Origin of the sequence: Paenibacillus salivarius (assembly GCF_051307165.1) — a bacterium.
In the GTDB taxonomy this organism is placed as follows: Bacteria; Bacillota; Bacilli; order Paenibacillales; family Paenibacillaceae; genus Fontibacillus.
On record NZ_CP195592.1, the window covers coordinates 2756319 to 2772233 of the forward strand.

The following is a 15915-nucleotide window of genomic DNA, read 5'->3' on the forward strand; positions in this document are numbered from 1 at the left end:
ATCATGGTTGAAGTATTGAAGAATCCCCCGCTTTACGGCGGGGGATTTTTCGATTGATGTTATTGCTCCTCCGGTCTTTTCACTTGCAGGGGAGGCGGGATCAGCCAGCCTTTTTCTTTGATCATCCGAAGAATACGGAGCCCAAATGCCGTTTTGGTGACATGATATTTGGCAAACAACGCTCCGATATCTTCGCGAATGCTCATTCCCATCATTTTGCTGCAGGTCACGAGTCCCAAGGCATTCTCGGCACCGATTTTTGCGGCGATCTCAGGATCGCCGAATCTTGCTCCCGCCGGAATGTCCTCCAATTTGACCGGAGGCCTTTCCGGAAGCTCGGGCGCGGGAGTAATCCCATTGTCCGTAAGTAATGCATCGCACTCTTTGATTTCCAGCCTTGCTTGGTCAATAAGCTCTTCCAGCACTTTTTTCAGATCATCGTCACCGGCATGGTTCAGGTAAGCGTGATAACACGATACCGTCCCTTTGGCCATCATGGACGCTTCCCATACCCCGAATATTTCTCCGTAATGCATCGGCTCATCCTTGGGATTGCCGCTAAGAATACCCATGTCATTCTTCTCCTTGTCCAAATTATTTTGCAGGTATATTATGTTCAGCTATCCTGTTATTGACTCGCGAAATATGCGGGGCTCATGTTCTAAATCATTGCGGGGCTTGTTGAAGGTTACCGATTCCATATATAATATGACGAGTATATTAAACAGAAAAGGTGTTAATTCATGAGCATATTAAATGTAGAACGGCTCAGTCACGGATTCGGGGACCGGGCGATTTTTAATGATGTATCTTTCCGGCTTTTAAAAGGAGAGCATATCGGACTGATCGGAGCGAACGGCGAAGGAAAGTCCACGTTTATGAACATTATCACCGGCAAACTGCAGCCGGATGAAGGCAAGGTCGAGTGGGCGAAACGGACCCGGGTCGGCTACCTGGATCAGCACGCGGTGCTGACGAAAGGCATGACGATCCGCGATGTATTGCGGAGCGCGTTCCAGTATTTGTTCGACCTTGAGCAAGAAATGAACGACATGTACGCCAAAATGGGGGACGTGTCGCCGGAAGAGTTGGAGCAGCTGCTGGAAGATGTAGGAACGATTCAGGATACGCTCACCAATCAAGATTTTTATTTGATCGATGCCAAAGTGGATGAAACCGCTCGCGGGCTCGGTCTTACCGATATCGGTCTGGATAAGGATGTCAACGATCTTAGCGGCGGTCAACGGACGAAGGTGCTGCTGGCAAAACTGCTGCTGGAGAAACCGGATATTCTGCTGCTTGACGAGCCGACCAACTATTTGGATGAGCAGCATATCGAATGGTTGAAGCGGTATTTGCAGGAATACGAAAATGCGTTCATTTTGATTTCGCACGATATACCTTTCCTGAACAGCGTTATCAATCTGATCTATCATATGGAAAATCAGGAGCTCACGCGTTATGTCGGCGACTATGAGAAATTCCAGCAATCCTATGAAGCGAAAAAGCAGCAGCTGGAATCCGCCTATAAACGGCAGCAGCAGGAAATTGCGGAGCTGAAAGATTTCGTCGCCCGGAACAAGGCCAGCGTGGCAACCCGGAATATGGCGATGTCCAGACAGAAGAAGCTCGACAAAATGGACATCATAGAACTGGCCAAAGAAAAACCGAAGCCGCAGTTTAACTTCAAGGACGCCAGAACGTCCGGGAAGCTGATTTTTGAAACGACGGATTTGGTCATCGGTTACGATTCTCCGCTTTCCCGTCCGCTGAATCTCAAAATGGAGCGCGGGCAAAAAATAGCGCTGGTCGGCGCCAACGGTATCGGGAAAACGACCCTTCTTCGGAGCATCCTGGGGCAAATCCAGCCGATCTCCGGCTCGGCACGTTTGGGAGACCTGCTCGAAATCGGATATTTCGAACAAGAAATGAAGGATGCGAACTACAATACGTGCATCGAGGAAATCTGGAACGAGTTTCCTTCGTATACCCAATTCGAAGTACGGGCCGCGCTGGCGAAGTGCGGACTGACCACCAAGCATATCGAGAGTAAAGTCGCGGTACTGAGCGGGGGGGAAAAGGCCAAAGTGCGCCTTTGCAAACTGATCAACCGTGAAACGAACCTGCTCGTATTGGACGAACCGACCAACCACTTGGATGTGGACGCCAAAGATGAGCTGAAGCGTGCGCTTAAAGATTACAAGGGGAGCATCTTGCTGATCTCCCACGAACCTGAATTTTACCGCGATGTCGTGACGGAAACCTGGAATTGCGAATCGTGGACGACAAAGGTGTTTTAAACCCCATATAGTTAGCAAAGCCCCGCCGATCGTTGGCGGGGCTTTGCTTCATGGTCTGACGAGTTATTTAAAAAAGTCCGCGATCTCATCAGGCAGCTTGCTTTCAATATGAGCAAGCCCCAAATGCCCGTCTTTTTCCATAACCCCATAGTTTTGCCCTAACGCATGATCGCCTATAAACAGCACGGTATATTTTGTTCCCGTATCGAATGGAAATTCATTGTGGGGTCCGTGCTGGTTAAATAAGGAGAGGAATGCATTCACGTCTTTTCCGTTCACTTCCCGCAAAAACTCATTATCTCTGAAAATTTTGATTTGTTGTACTTGCTGATTTTCAAACTCGGGATATCGAGACTCCCCATCCTCGCTCTGCAGCACATAGACGAGATAACCGGAGGTATTTGTTACAAAGCTTGAGTTCTTACTATTGGTTTTTACGGCTATCAATTCCCGATCCGGGTAACCTGCAATTTCATATACAGGAGTGTCCTCAGTGACAAATGAACCGCGTTTCACGTCCCCAAGTTCTATCAATCCCTTCGTATCGACGATCGTCAATTCCCAAGCATAGTGGTAGTGTTTACCTCCTATAGTGATAACATCTACCGCTTCATGAACCGTTTCCGATTCAGAAACCGCCGGATTAGGGGCTGCTCCGGAAATGGCTTCATGGCTTGCTTGAGAACAGCCTGCCAGCAAAATGACCATTAGGAAAATGTAAAATAGTTTCATCCAATCACCTCGATCATTAGACGAGGGATCATTCGAAATTGTTTTTTAAATTCGGAAAACTATGGAAAATATCAAATCTACTATGTTAAAATCTTATCAAATTCATATTGTTAACTTTGAAATCGCTTTCCATTCCAATTCCACGGAGTAAAAGAATGACCTCAAATGATTACTTTACTGCCTTACCCGATGACCCCGCCGGATTTTTGACCGAGATAAGACCTGAATTGCTGAAATATTGCCGATCCCTCACCGGACGGGAGTGGGAGGCGGAAGATCTCGTACAAGACACGATATTTAATGTGTTGAAACGGCTCGGGAAAGCGCCTGCTATTTCCCTTAGCAAACCTTATGTTTTTCGCTCCGCCCGCAATTTATGGATCGACCGTTGCAGGTCCCGTAGCCGGAAATTGGACATGCCGTTCGAGGAACTCGAAGAATTACCCGCACAGAGCGGTGCCGATGCGCTGATCACTCGCGAGCTGCTGGAGGAAATGATGTACCGTTTAATGCCTAAGCCGTTTGTTATCGTATTATTATGCGATGTGTTCGGAATGACGGCCAAAGAGGCGGGAGGCTGTATCCAAATGGCGGAAGGATCCGTGCAAGTCGCGTTATCGCGCGCCCGGAAGCGACTAAGGTTGTTGGCGCTTCGCGAAACGGAAGAAGAAAAGCCCGATGCTATAAAAGGGGAGGCGATTGGGAGTGGCTCCATCGCACGCCTCCTCGAATCCGTCACGACTGCCTTTCAGAGACAGGATCCTCGCTTGATTTATGAAGCATATTTGCATCTGTTCGTAAAAGGCTTCAATATCGCGGACATTCGCTCGCAGGACGGGCGCTTCTTTTTTACGATTCGCGATCCGGACGGAAATTTGTTCATGGTGAGCGATTAATTTAATGATTTTATAAATTGTTGCAGGTATGTGTATGGTTTGGTTTCACTTCAACGTTATATAGATGTTCCACCAAAATCGATTGAAGGGAGACTTAGCGACTATGGGATTAACGCCATTCGAACGGATCAACAGAGTGATTCTCCCCGTCCCCAATGTGAGGCAGGCGGCGGAATGGTATGTTACCGAGTTCGAGCTCCGCATGACCCGGATCGGGAGAAAGGAGATCGACCTCCAGATTCATGAAGGAGAGGCCGTTTTGACATTGACGGAATGTCCCGAACAAGAGAAATTCAAGCCGCTGGTTCATCTGGATGCCGACGGGCATGTTCCCTGCTTTAATTTCTATACGCATTGGGAGGATTTGCACCGTGAATGGCTTCAATCCAGAGGGATCGGGACGACGGAGATCATGCAGACCCCCTATATGAACGTTTGCGAAATGACCGATCCGTATGGAAATGTCGTCGGCGTTTGCCATGAAAAGTCCGATTCATTGTTTTATACTCCGAGCCCCGGACCGGTTCCTCCGATGTTGCATCGTGTTCTGGCCGTATTTATACCGGTTCGGGATGTCGTTTCCTCTATCCGCTGGTACACTGAAGTGCTCGGATTCGAGCTCGTCCAGCATTGGGGAGATGGGGCCGATCTCAAAATCGGGGAAGGAGAAACGATCGTAACCCTGATCGGAATGGGAGAGGAACTGCACCGCACGGCAATTCATGATTTGGGCGGCCGGGCTTATTACTCTTTGCAATCCTCCAATATTCAGGAGTCGTACCGGCAACTGAACCAGCTCGGCATTACCGCCGGGCAGTGCCGGGATCAAGACGGAGTCCGCATGTTTGAGGTGAAAACGCCGGAAGGATGTTTGATTCGCATTTCAGAAAAGGAGTTGATCACTGTTGGCTAATGATGAAAAGGTCTTAGACCAGGGGGTCTCGGTTCCGTTGGAAAATCGGGTCGCCAGCTTGTTTGTGCACGTCAAGGATCTTCGCAAATCCGCGGAATGGTACAGCCGGCTGCTGGGGCTGCCGTTAATGGAAGAAAGACTGAACGGGGGACCCGTGTATTGGTTTGATTTTCAAGGCACCCACCTGATTCTCGATTCCGATGCGGCAAACCGCGAAAATCCGGATTGGGACGAAGCGATGATGCCACGCCTGATGTTCAAAGCGAAGGATATCGATGAGGCGTACAGTTATATCCGGGAAAAAGGAGAGCCGTTCTTCGAACCTGAAAGACACGGGACGATGGCCTACTTCAACTTCCGCGATCCCGAAGGTAATGCGCAAATGGCTTGTTGGAGCGCCACTACGGAGGAATCGGATATGAGCGGAGACAGCCCGATTCTCCCGAGAATCGGCGGGGCTTTTATCGATGTCAAGGATATGCCCGCCGCCGCCCGCTGGTATTCCGAGCTGCTGGGGGTTCCGTTTGATGAGGAGGCCGCAAAGCAGCCGATTTATTCCTTGCCGGTATCGGGCGGTGCCGCACTGCTGCTTGACCAACACCGTTTTATAAACAAGGAATCGTTTACGGAGCTGTTTTTCTTCGAGACCAAGGATTTCGATGCCGCGCTTTCGTTCGTTCGGAGCGAAGGTTTCGATATGGCGGGAGAGCCGAGCTATTTTCCGGATTTGAATGAGTTCGCGCTGCTTGATCCGGACGGAAACAGAATCGTGGTCGCTTATATGAAATAAGGAGGAAAACTTACGTGCCAAAGCAAATCAGCAGTTCTTTAACCGTTTTGTCCGTGTCCGATCTTCCGCGCTCAAAGGCGTATTACAGAGACGTTCTCGGTTTTGACGTCACGGACTGGTGGGCCCAGCGGGACGGCTTGACCGGGCTGGCGTTGAAGCTTCATCAGGCCCCGGATCCGTCCCGGGTGCAACCGAACCCGCCCGAGCCCGGCGCGGATCTTGGCATCGATATTTCCGCTTACGTCGACAACTGGGCCGCGCTCGATAGCCTCTATGAAGAATTCAAATCAAAAGGTGCCCTTATCGCCAAAGAACCGGTCGTTTATGCGGACGGAGGTCCGTGGAAGGAATTCGTGATTGCCGATCCGGACGGTTATCATCTGGCATTCGGCGGAATAGACGGAAGCCGGGAACACTGCAGCATAGACCCTCATATCCGATCCGTCATTTTGTGGACAAGGGATCTGGACAGGGCGGTGGTGCACTACTCCAAACTGATGGGACTGGAAGTGCGGGATGAAGACCGCTACGACCATCTTCACGTCTTCCGGCTGGATAACGGCGTCGAGCTAACGATCGATTCCAACGGGATGGCGAATGTTCCAGTCCCCGAGCAAGGCCCCGTTCTTTTCCAACTCAGTACATACGACATTGATAAAGCGGCAAAAGAAGCCGGGAATATCGGATTTGAAATCATATACGGAATTCAACGGCTGCCTAGTGTCTCGTTCTTCAATATTAGGGACGAAGACGGAAATGTCGTGATGATTTGTCAAGAACATGCGGGGGTACAACCATGAACGTGGAAATTGTGGAAAGGCCCGAAATCAAAGCAGCTGTATTGCGGATCCCTAGAGACGGGAGCCTGGTGCGGGAAGCTTGGGCGAAAGTGGCTGAACGGCTTGATGGTCATCCGGCTGTGGCGGACAAAGAGCACGGTTACGTGTTCATTCCGGAATGGCAGTGGGCGACGGAAGTAACCGAGCTATGGGTGGGAATGCTGGTCGAGCAATTCGAAGGCTTGCCGGAAGAGCTTGAAACATTGACCATTCCGGCTAAAAAGTTTGCCAAACTGACGGTCCGCGGGGAGCGCAAGCATATGGAAGATGCATATGGCTATTTGTTCGGATGGTTTGAGCAAGGGCCTTTTCAAAGGGATGTGGGGCATGGCTCGTTCGGATTTGAGATGAACCGGTTAGCCCCCGTAAATCCTTTCGAGATCCCCGCGGACAAAATCGACTTTTTTGACTATGATATTTTCGCTCCGCTCGAAAACGGGAGCATCCCGCAACCGTTGGCACCGGACCGTTTTCCGGGTGTCATCCATGCGGAGGTTTGTCCCGGCAAAACGCGGCGGATTGTCGGGTCCGAAATTTTTATCGATCAGAAAAAAGTGAACTCCTGGGAGGAGATCCCGAAATTTTGGCAAACGTTTATGCCGCGGATCGGCGAAATTGCCGATGTCAGACAGCCTTTCGCCACGATCGGCTTATATCGTTATGAGCCCCCGTTTGGGCCCCATCAGGCTTTCCGGTATATTGCCGGTGTGGAAGTGGATGAGGCTTCACAGGCTCCGCTGCCGGAAGGAATGACGGAAGCGACGATCCCTGGAGACGACTGTCTATTAGTGACCTATCGCGGTAAGGCACGCGGACTTGGTCAGGTATGGGATTACTTCCATGGATATTGGTTCCCGCAGCAAGCCGAATACGACGCTATCCCCGACTATGAATTCGAGCGGCATGATGAGCGCTATCTCGGGACGGACGACGAAAATTCCGTGTTCGAGATGCGCTTTCCGATCCGGCGCCGGGCCCGGGATAAACGGTTAACCGATAAAATCGTCGTGGACGAAAAAGGCAGGCATGTCCTTCAGGATCTTCGCGGCGAACAGGTTCGAATGGTCAGTTTTCAAGACGCCACGCTGCATGGGATCGATATGCGGGATGCCAGGCTTAGGCATGTGAATTTTGTCGGCTCCGATTGGGAGCACATTTATTTTGCCGGCGTTCGCATCCATGAGATCCAAATGGGCGGAACGATATTTGAACATATCCGCCGTCCGGACGTCCCGGAAAGCCGATTTGAAGCGGAACCCGGCACCGACGGCTGGGTCAATGTGGAGCCCGTCGTTTTCCGCGAAAGCGACTTAAGCACCGCAAAATTCGAAAATTGCAATTTGAGCGATGTGAACATAACCGGTTGCCGCCTGGACGGGATGACGATTGACGGTATTCCGGTGACAGAGCTTCTGGAACGGTTTCATAAGGGCTAAAATAATCGGTTTTAGACGGTATTCTATACGTGTGCTAAAATAGTTATTATCGACAACAGGATCGGTGGGACCTATGCAAATCTGCATAGGTCTCTAATTTTACAGCATACGGAGGAACTTTCATGCAACCGACGTTCAGCAAAGTAACCACGGATGAAGAAGTGAGAGACTTAGCCGTCCTGGCTTCGGAAATCTGGCACGAGTATTTCGTACGTATTCTATCGAATGAACAGATCGACTACATGGTGGAAAAATTTCAATCCTATCCGGCCATGACCGATCAAATCCGTAACCAAGGCTATGAATACTATTTTTTGACCATTCAAGGCGCTCCTGTCGGATACCTGGGCATTAAACAGGAGGAAGGCAAACTGTTTTTAAGCAAATTATATATTCAAAATGATCACCGGGGGAAAGGTTATGCGAGCCGGGCCATGGAATTTCTGGAGGAACTATGCAAACAACGCGGCCTAAGCTCCATTTGGCTTACCGTGAACCGGTACAATGATTCCACGATTGCGGTTTACGAGAAAAAAGGATTCAGAACCATCCGGGAACAAGTGGCGGACATCGGCAACGGCTATGTAATGGACGATTTTGTAATGGAAAAACAGCTCGGCTGATCGAGATTGAAACGAGGAGAGCTTCCGATGAGCCTCAAATCTCCCCCTTGGAAGAGGTGTTTTACTAATTCAGGGGGGCTTATTTTAATTTAATTGTAAACCTATAAATAATTTTATGGTTTACAATTAACCATATCCAAGCTATCATTTACCTATCAATACATACTTGGAGGAAAAAGATGAGAACTAAAGAGATGGTATATGCAGCATTGTTTTCGGCCTTGCTTGGCGTATTGGGCATGATCCCGCCGATTCCGCTCGGCTTTATCCCGGTGCCGATTACCGCCCAAACGCTTGGCGTGATGCTGGCGGGCTGCTTTTTGGGAAGGAAAGTCGCTCCGGTCAGCATGCTACTGTTTACTGCGCTGGTTGCTCTGGGGCTTCCGTTGTTATCAGGGGGGCGAGGCGGCTTATCCGTATTCGTCGGTCCGACGGTCGGATATTTCCTTAGCTGGCCGCTTGCCGCATTTTGCATCGGATATGCGACCGAGAAGGTTTGGCCGAAGTTAAAACTATGGAAAGTGATTGTCATCAACTTTGTTTTTGGCGTCTTGTTGATCAGCTTGATCGGCGCGCCGGTGATGGCGCTGATGACACATACGTCCGTTTGGGCGGGACTGGCGGGTGCCGCCGCATATTTGCCGGGCGATTGCATCAAAGCGATCGTCGCGGCCGTCATCGCGGTACAATTACGGGCAGTAAGCCCGATTGAAGAAAAAGTGCAGGCCGCGGCATAGCGCATGAATCTCACGAAATCCATTATACGTCATGCGTCGCGGCAGCCGGACAAGGTCGCGATTTCCAGCGGCGAGGACGAACGAACTTATTTCGACTTGTCCCAATCCATGAAAAAAGTGGCCTATGGTTTGCGTAAACACGGGCTGAGTCAAGATCTCATCGGCATCCTCTGTTCAAACCGGACGGAGTTTGCCGATGTTTTCCTTGGCGCCGCTTATGCAGGATGCGTTCCCGTTCCTCTGGACCCCAAGTGGAGCACCGGGGAAATCAACGCGGTACTGCATCGATGCAGGCCCAAAATGCTTTTTGCCGAGTCTAAGTTCCTGAACGAATTGAATCTTCAAGCTCTGGCGTTGGATGTGATTACTTTGGCCGGTGATGAATCCGGTTCATTTACGAGCTGGATGGCATCATTGGTTCCGGAGGCGGAAGTCGACGATACGCAGGAGTTGTTGTTCATTGGATTCACTTCCGGGACGACGGGGGTGCCGAAAGGATATATGCGTACGCATCGGTCGTGGATCAACAGCTTCAAAGCATCGGATACGAATTTGAAACTGGAACCGTTCGAGCACGTGATGGCGCCGGGTCCTTTGGTTCATTCCTTGTCATTGTTTGCGCTTATCCAAAGCCTGTATTACGGAGCGACCTTTCACCTCGTGGAACGTTTTCGTGCGGAGGACATCGCTACGGTCTGCGAGCGGATTCCGGGAATGAACTTGTTTGCCGTGCCGACGATGATCGATTCGCTGCTGATGCAGGCCGATCCCGGACGAATCCAACTTTCGGCGCTGATCAGTTCGGGCGGAACCTGGACGGAGTCTTCGAAAAGCAAAGCCGTTAAAACCTTTGGCGGCGCCAAATTGTATGAAACGTACGGTTCCTCGGAAGCAAGCTATATAAGCTACTTGAATATTCGGGAGGACCGAAAGGCCGGTTCGGTGGGAAAGCCGTTTTCCGGGGTACGAATTTCGATCCGTGACGAACATTTTCGAGAGGTGCCCGTGGGGACGGTCGGACAGCTGTGGATTCGCAGCGATATGGTATTTGCGGGATATTATCGAATGCCTGAATTAACCGCATCCGTTTTTCGCGACGGCTGGCTTCTGCTCGGAGATTGCATGTACGCCGACGAGGAAGGATTCCTGTATATGGCCGGGCGCGCCAAAAACATGATCGTATCCGGAGGTTTGAATATTTATCCCGAGGAAGTGGAAGCGGTGCTGAGACGGCATCCGGCGATCGAGGAGGTCATGGTGCTTGGTCTGCCGGATCCGTATTGGGAGGAACAAGTGACGGCCCTCGTGAAGTGGAAAAGACAAGAAGCCGCAACGCTGGAGGAAATCAAACGGTACTGCCGTAAGCATTTGGCAAGCTACAAAGCGCCGAGACGGCTCATTGCGGTGGATCGGTTCATCTATACCGGCAGCGGAAAAATCGCCCGCAAGGCGATGAAAGAATCTATAGTAAGCGAGTGATCGTACCTATGGCGGAAGCCGTAATTGTCATGGCAAAAAGAACGCCGATCGGCAGGGCGGGCGGAGCATTGAGCCTGTTGGAGCCGGAGGATCTGCTGGCCCCGCTGATCCGGCATATCGTCAAAGAGATAAACCTCCAACCGGATATCATCGATGATGTCATTATCGGCAATGTAGTCGGTCCCGGCGGAAATATCGCGAGGCTTGCCGCCTTGGAAGCCGGCTTGCCGGTGACCGTCCCCGGCGTCACGGTGGACCGCCAGTGCGGCTCGGGTCTCGAAGCCGTTAACCTTGCAGCCCGGCTCATTCAAAGCGGTGCAGGCGAAGTGTATTTGGCGGGCGGCGTTGAAAGCGTAAGCCGCGCCCCATGGAAAATGGCCAAGCCCCGCACACTGACGGGATCGCCGGAGCTCTATGCGCGTGCCCGTTTTACGCCGGACAGCTACGGCGACCCCGACATGGGTGTTGCCGCGGAAAATGTCGCGGCCAAATACGGCATTTGCAGGGAAGACCAGGATCAGTACGCGCTGAACAGCCATCGGAAAGCGGTGCGTTCGCGCGAGACCGGCCGATTCCGTCAAGAAATCGTGCCTTTGAGTGTTGGAGGCGCCTGGATCACGGATGATGAATGCCCAAGATCCGATACGAATATGGACAAACTGGGAAGCCTGCGGCCGATCTTTCGGGAGCAAGGGACCGTCACGGCGGGAAACGCCTGTCCGGTCAACGACGGTGCGGCCCTTGCTCTGATCATGTCCCGGGACAAATGCCGGGAGCTCGGGCTTCGTCCCATTTTGAGCGTAACGGATGCCCAGGCTGCAGGCGTGGATCCGAACTTGCTCGGTATCGGACCTGTCCCCGCCGTGCAAAAGCTCCTGAAACGGTGCGGACTAGAGGTCGATGACCTCGATGTCGTGGAGTTTAATGAAGCTTTTGCCGCGCAGGTATTGGCTTCGCTCCGAGAGCTGCGGATTCCCGAAGAAAAGGTCAACCCCGGCGGCGGGGCTCTTGCGATCGGACATCCTTACGGAGCTTCAGGAGCGGTTTTGATTACCCGTCTTTGTGCGGAAATGCTCCATGCGCCATATAGGCGCGGGATGGCGACTCTCGGCATTGGCGGAGGCATCGGTCTGGCTACTCTGGTGGAGGCGATCCCATGAGAAGGAGCATCAAGCGCACCATTCACGTTACGGAAGAGTGGATATCCTCTTATGCCGAAAGCATCTCGGCCCAACTGCAATGGTTGAATGGCGATTTGATCGCTCCCTCCACGATGCCGGTTGCTTTTTGGCGGGAATTCGAGATTCCGGGCATGGAGCAAGACCGGCCGTTAATCCACGGAGCTCAGCATTTCAAATATGCAAGACCGGTTACGGCAGGCATGACTCTGGATTGCGAATTATCCCTTATAAAGAAAGAAAATAAAACGGGTAAACGGGGTTTGCTTACCTTTTTCACATATAAGCTGGTTTGCTCAAGCGGAGATGAGCCCGTCGTTACCTCGGAAACGGTACTAATCCGTATAGAGGAAGGTGTGTCTTGAATGATAAGGAGGCAAGTCATTACCGCAGAAATGATCCGTCAATATGCAACTGCTTCGGGGGATACAGCTCCCATACATCTGAACAACGATGCCGCCCTTCGGGCAGGATTCGGTCGTCCTATCGCGCATGGCATGCTGATCATGGGCCTGGCACAGTCGCATTATCTGTCGGAGTTTCCGGCGCATTGGATTACTTCCTACGACATGAAATTCGTTCATCCTGTGCAAGAGAATACGGAGGTCTGCTTTGATTTCTCGGTGAGCGGTGACGATGCGGGAAGCATCCGGGTGACCGTCGTAACGGCGAACGGAGAAATGATTGCATCCGGCACCTTATTCGTAAAGGAGGGGAACGGTGAGTAAATCCGCCATTATTACAGGTTCGACGCGCGGGATCGGGCGCTGTACTGCGGTTGAACTGGCAAAAGCCGGGTACCGGGTGATGGTGAACGGAACGAACCGGGCATTGATCGACGAAGTTGTGGGGGAGATTCGGCATCACGGCGGAACAGCGACCGGATATTGCGCGGATGTGACCGATGATACCGTGGTGGAAGCCATGGTCTCGACGGCGGTTGCCGAATTTGGACGCATTGATGTGCTTATCCATAATGCCGGCAATTTGCAGGACCGCAAATGCTTGCGTATGATGAAAGAAGACTGGCTTGCCGTGGCGGATGTCCATTTGAACGGAGCCTTTAACTGCATTCGCAGCGCACTGCCGCATATGACCGCGCATGGCGGCGACATTATCCTGATGACGTCGACGGCCGGTCTGTCAGGCTCCGCGGGGCAAGTCAATTACAGTGCTGCCAAAGCCGGCATACTGGGAATCGTATGGACGCTTGCGGAAGAGTTGAAGCGTTACCGGATTCGCGTCAATGCGGTAGCTCCCGCGGCCTTGACCGATATGACGAGGCCGGTTATTGAGCGACTCGAGCGAATGTGCGCCGAACGAAATGAACCGTTTCCGGAGTTTTGGAGGGTCGGCGAGGCGGAGGACGTCGCCCGATTTATCAGCGTCATGCTTGCCCGTCCCGAAAATCATTTATCCGGTGAAATATTCGGAGTCAACGGGTCAAGGATCACGAGGTGGCGAAAGCCGGCGCCTGACTTTTCGGCGGACGATGTGGAGACTTTTTTCGAATTATGGACAAGAGAGATAGAAGGGAAGTCCACGCATGCTTAAATTTGATCAGGTTCATTTTTATTATAAAAAGGGGCAGCCCATATTGGACAACGTCACCTTCTCCATCGGGCCGGGGGAGTTTGTGGCGATCGTCGGCGGAAATGGCGGCGGCAAATCGACGGCGGCCAAACTGATGAACGGGCTGCTGCTGCCGAGACAGGGCAAGATTACTTATGAAGGGCTGGACACCGCCCAGCCCGGTGATTTGAACCGGATCCGCGAACGGATCGGTTATATTTTTCAAAATCCGGAAGACCAATTCATTACGACCACTGTCAAGGATGAAGTATTATTCGGGTTGGAAAATATCCGCGTTCCCAGGGAGGAAATGGAGAACCGGGTCCATGAAGCGCTACGGGCCGTCGGGATGGAAGAGTATGCCGATGCGATGCCGCATCAGCTGTCGGGCGGCCAGCAACAACGCGTGGCCATTGCGGCGGTCCTTTCCATGAAGCCCGGGGTGATGATTTTTGACGAAGCGACATCGATGCTGGATCCGCAAGGCCGGGAGCAGATTCTGAGCTTGATGCAAGCTCTTCGGCATCAGGGCATGACGGTGATTCATATCACCCATCATATGGAGGAAGCCATCGGCGCCGATCGTATTATGCTGCTGCATGGAGGAAGGCTTGCCTATGATGGGGATCCGCGGCGTTTTTTTGAAAGTATGCCCGTGGAGGATTTTGGGCTCCGTCAACCCTTTGCCGAACGGCTTCGCCGATCCCTCCGCCTAGGCGTACCGCTGAATGCGGAATGGAAGGAGATGATCCGTCAGCAATGGTCTGGCAACTAAGCGGCATAAGCGTACAATACAGGGACAAAGCGGCAATTCGGGATATCAGCTGCACCATTCGGGAGGGAACATGGATCTCCGTCATCGGACAAACCGGGGCGGGGAAATCGACGTTCGCCAAAGTGCTGAAAGGACTTATCCCCGTCGCGGAAGGAGAGTACCTGATCGATGGACAGCCGGTAAGGAAAGACACCGAAGGACAATTCCCGGTTATCCCGGATATCGGTTATGTGTTTCAATATCCGGAGCATCAGTTGTTTGAAACGACCGTAGCAAAGGAGCTCGCCTTCGGGCCCAAACATCAAGGTTTATCGCAGAAAGAAATCAGAGGTTTAATGGAGAACGTGCTGCCTGAACTCGGCTTGACCGATGAGATTTTGGAACTGCCGACCTTTCAGTTAAGCGGCGGGTTAAAGCGTCGCGTCGCCATCGCCTCGATCCTCATGATGAACCCGCGTCTGTTGATCGTCGACGAACCGACGGCGGGACTTGACCCGGTCAGTCGGATCGCGTTGTTGAACTTCCTGAAACATTGGCAGCGGCAAAATAACCGGTCTCTCATTTTTATATCGCATCAAATGGACGATGTGGCGGAATTTTCGGATGAAGTGTTCCTGTTTCATGACGGGACGCTGACGGGTGGATTCGAACCGCAGGATTTATTTATCAATCGATGGCCGTTGTTGGAAACGCTGGGGCTTTCACTTCCGGAACCGGTTCAACTGTTGAAGCTCGTGGAGGAGTTATGCGGACAAACAATCGAGGTGGCAAGCTGCAGGGAGCGGGATATTTTTGAAGGAATCAAGCCATTTTTGCGGGCGGGGTGTTCTGTATGACGGGTAACGTGATTCTTGGTCAATACATTGAAACGGATTCCATATTTCATCGTCTGGACCCGCGAACGAAATTGTTGTGCCTTATTCTGCTTATGGCCGGTTTTCTGCTCATGGATCACCTTATCGAATATACGCTTGCTTGTGTTGTTGTGTTGAGCCTTATGGCGTTGTCCAAAGTTCCGATTAGCCTCTACTTAAGAGGATTGAAGCCTGTAATGTTAATCCTGATATTTACGTTGTTATATAATGCGTTCTTAACCAATGGGACGACAATCTGGTCTTGGGGCGTAATCTCCGTTTCCGAGGAAGGGGTTTGGATCGGGCTCCGTTTCGTTTTGCGGATCGTTCTCCTCATGCTTCTTGCTTTGATATTGACGTTGACCACAAAACCGCTCGTCTTGGCCCAAGGCATGGAAAAACTGCTGGCACCGCTGACTAAGCTCCGTGTCCCCGTGGAGCAATTTTCCCTTATGATCGTCATTGCTATCCGATTCATACCGACGATCGTGCAGGAATTGGACCGGATCATGTTGGCGCAAAAGTCGCGAGGATATGATATACGTTCTTTGCCTTTTCTAAAGCGAATGTTCGCTTATGTACCTCTGCTCATTCCGCTGCTGCTCACGACGATTCAGCGTGCAGAGCAACTGACAAATGCCATAGAGGCCCGCGCTTACGGGAATGGAAAAGAGAGGACGCGTTACAGTCAATTAAGTTTCCGGCTTGCGGATGTTTGGGCAGGGGGACTTACGATCCTGTTCATCGTAGTACTCGTAGTCATTTAATTATCCCTCGAATTCTGTTCGAGG

General features: G+C 51.6%; 18 protein-coding genes. 16 read left to right on the forward strand and 2 right to left on the reverse strand.

Going from position 1 to position 15915, the window contains the following annotated elements:
* Positions 1 to 59 precede the first annotated feature (59 nt).
* Positions 60 to 572 carry a DUF3231 family protein gene (locus ACSFXJ_RS12505; protein WP_435925582.1) on the reverse strand — a complete coding sequence of 171 codons (513 nt, stop codon included), beginning with the start codon at positions 570 to 572 and terminating at the stop codon, positions 60 to 62.
* Positions 573 to 743: 171 nt separating this feature from the next.
* On the opposite strand from ACSFXJ_RS12505, the gene ACSFXJ_RS12510 reads away from it, so the two are divergent.
* Positions 744 to 2300: an ABC-F family ATP-binding cassette domain-containing protein gene (locus tag ACSFXJ_RS12510; RefSeq protein WP_435925583.1), complete on the forward strand. Its 1557-nt coding sequence runs from the start codon at positions 744 to 746 to the stop codon at positions 2298 to 2300.
* A gap of 63 nt (positions 2301 to 2363) precedes the next feature.
* On the opposite strand, the gene ACSFXJ_RS12515 is transcribed toward ACSFXJ_RS12510, so the two are convergent.
* On the reverse strand, positions 2364 to 3032 hold the full coding sequence (locus ACSFXJ_RS12515) for a hypothetical protein (RefSeq protein WP_435925584.1): 669 nt from the start codon (positions 3030 to 3032) through the stop codon (positions 2364 to 2366).
* 155 nt (positions 3033 to 3187) lie between these two features.
* Here ACSFXJ_RS12515 and ACSFXJ_RS12520 point away from each other — a divergent pair, with 155 nt between their 5' ends.
* From ACSFXJ_RS12520 to ACSFXJ_RS12590, 15 genes are all read left to right on the forward strand, one after another.
* Entirely contained in the window at positions 3188 to 3928 is a 741-nt protein-coding gene (locus tag ACSFXJ_RS12520; RefSeq protein ID WP_435925585.1) for an RNA polymerase sigma factor, read from the forward strand.
* A 103-nt stretch (positions 3929 to 4031) separates the two neighbouring features.
* Entirely contained in the window at positions 4032 to 4841 is an 810-nt protein-coding gene (locus tag ACSFXJ_RS12525) for a VOC family protein (RefSeq protein WP_435925586.1), read from the forward strand.
* A complete protein-coding gene (locus tag ACSFXJ_RS12530; RefSeq protein ID WP_435925587.1) occupies positions 4834 to 5631 on the forward strand; it encodes a VOC family protein in 798 nt (265 codons plus the stop codon). Before ACSFXJ_RS12525 ends, ACSFXJ_RS12530 begins: the two co-directional genes overlap by 8 nt.
* A gap of 14 nt (positions 5632 to 5645) precedes the next feature.
* Complete coding sequence (locus tag ACSFXJ_RS12535) at positions 5646 to 6431, forward strand: VOC family protein (RefSeq protein WP_435925588.1); 786 nt, start codon at positions 5646 to 5648, stop codon at positions 6429 to 6431.
* Positions 6428 to 7906, forward strand: coding sequence for an effector binding domain-containing protein (locus ACSFXJ_RS12540; protein ID WP_435925589.1), 1479 nt, complete (start codon positions 6428 to 6430; stop codon positions 7904 to 7906). Before ACSFXJ_RS12535 ends, ACSFXJ_RS12540 begins: the two co-directional genes overlap by 4 nt.
* Positions 7907 to 8028: 122 nt before the next feature.
* Positions 8029 to 8529 (forward strand): GNAT family N-acetyltransferase, encoded by a 501-nt coding sequence (locus ACSFXJ_RS12545; RefSeq protein ID WP_435925590.1) that lies wholly within the window; start codon positions 8029 to 8031, stop codon positions 8527 to 8529.
* A 179-nt stretch (positions 8530 to 8708) separates the two neighbouring features.
* Positions 8709 to 9266: a biotin transporter BioY gene (locus tag ACSFXJ_RS12550; RefSeq protein ID WP_435925591.1), complete on the forward strand. Its 558-nt coding sequence runs from the start codon at positions 8709 to 8711 to the stop codon at positions 9264 to 9266.
* Positions 9267 to 9269: 3 nt separating this feature from the next.
* Entirely contained in the window at positions 9270 to 10745 is a 1476-nt protein-coding gene (locus ACSFXJ_RS12555) for an AMP-binding protein (RefSeq protein WP_435925592.1), read from the forward strand.
* A gap of 8 nt (positions 10746 to 10753) precedes the next feature.
* Positions 10754 to 11905, forward strand: coding sequence for a thiolase family protein (locus ACSFXJ_RS12560; RefSeq protein WP_435925593.1), 1152 nt, complete (start codon positions 10754 to 10756; stop codon positions 11903 to 11905).
* On the forward strand, positions 11902 to 12288 hold the full coding sequence (locus ACSFXJ_RS12565) for an FAS1-like dehydratase domain-containing protein (protein ID WP_435925594.1): 387 nt from the start codon (positions 11902 to 11904) through the stop codon (positions 12286 to 12288). Before ACSFXJ_RS12560 ends, ACSFXJ_RS12565 begins: the two co-directional genes overlap by 4 nt.
* Positions 12289 to 12651: a MaoC family dehydratase gene (locus ACSFXJ_RS12570; RefSeq protein WP_435925595.1), complete on the forward strand. Its 363-nt coding sequence runs from the start codon at positions 12289 to 12291 to the stop codon at positions 12649 to 12651.
* Positions 12644 to 13477, forward strand: a complete 834-nt coding sequence (locus tag ACSFXJ_RS12575) for an SDR family NAD(P)-dependent oxidoreductase (RefSeq protein WP_435925596.1) — start codon at positions 12644 to 12646, stop codon at positions 13475 to 13477. Before ACSFXJ_RS12570 ends, ACSFXJ_RS12575 begins: the two co-directional genes overlap by 8 nt.
* Complete coding sequence (locus tag ACSFXJ_RS12580; protein ID WP_435925597.1) at positions 13470 to 14270, forward strand: energy-coupling factor transporter ATPase; 801 nt, start codon at positions 13470 to 13472, stop codon at positions 14268 to 14270. Before ACSFXJ_RS12575 ends, ACSFXJ_RS12580 begins: the two co-directional genes overlap by 8 nt.
* Complete coding sequence (locus ACSFXJ_RS12585) at positions 14255 to 15106, forward strand: ATP-binding cassette domain-containing protein (protein WP_435925598.1); 852 nt, start codon at positions 14255 to 14257, stop codon at positions 15104 to 15106. Before ACSFXJ_RS12580 ends, ACSFXJ_RS12585 begins: the two co-directional genes overlap by 16 nt.
* The gene (locus ACSFXJ_RS12590) at positions 15103 to 15891 is read left to right on the forward strand and encodes an energy-coupling factor transporter transmembrane component T family protein (RefSeq protein ID WP_435925599.1); all 789 of its coding nucleotides are present in this window, start codon (positions 15103 to 15105) and stop codon (positions 15889 to 15891) included. The genes ACSFXJ_RS12585 and ACSFXJ_RS12590 overlap by 4 nt, the downstream gene beginning before the upstream one ends.
* Positions 15892 to 15915: the final 24 nt, after the last annotated feature.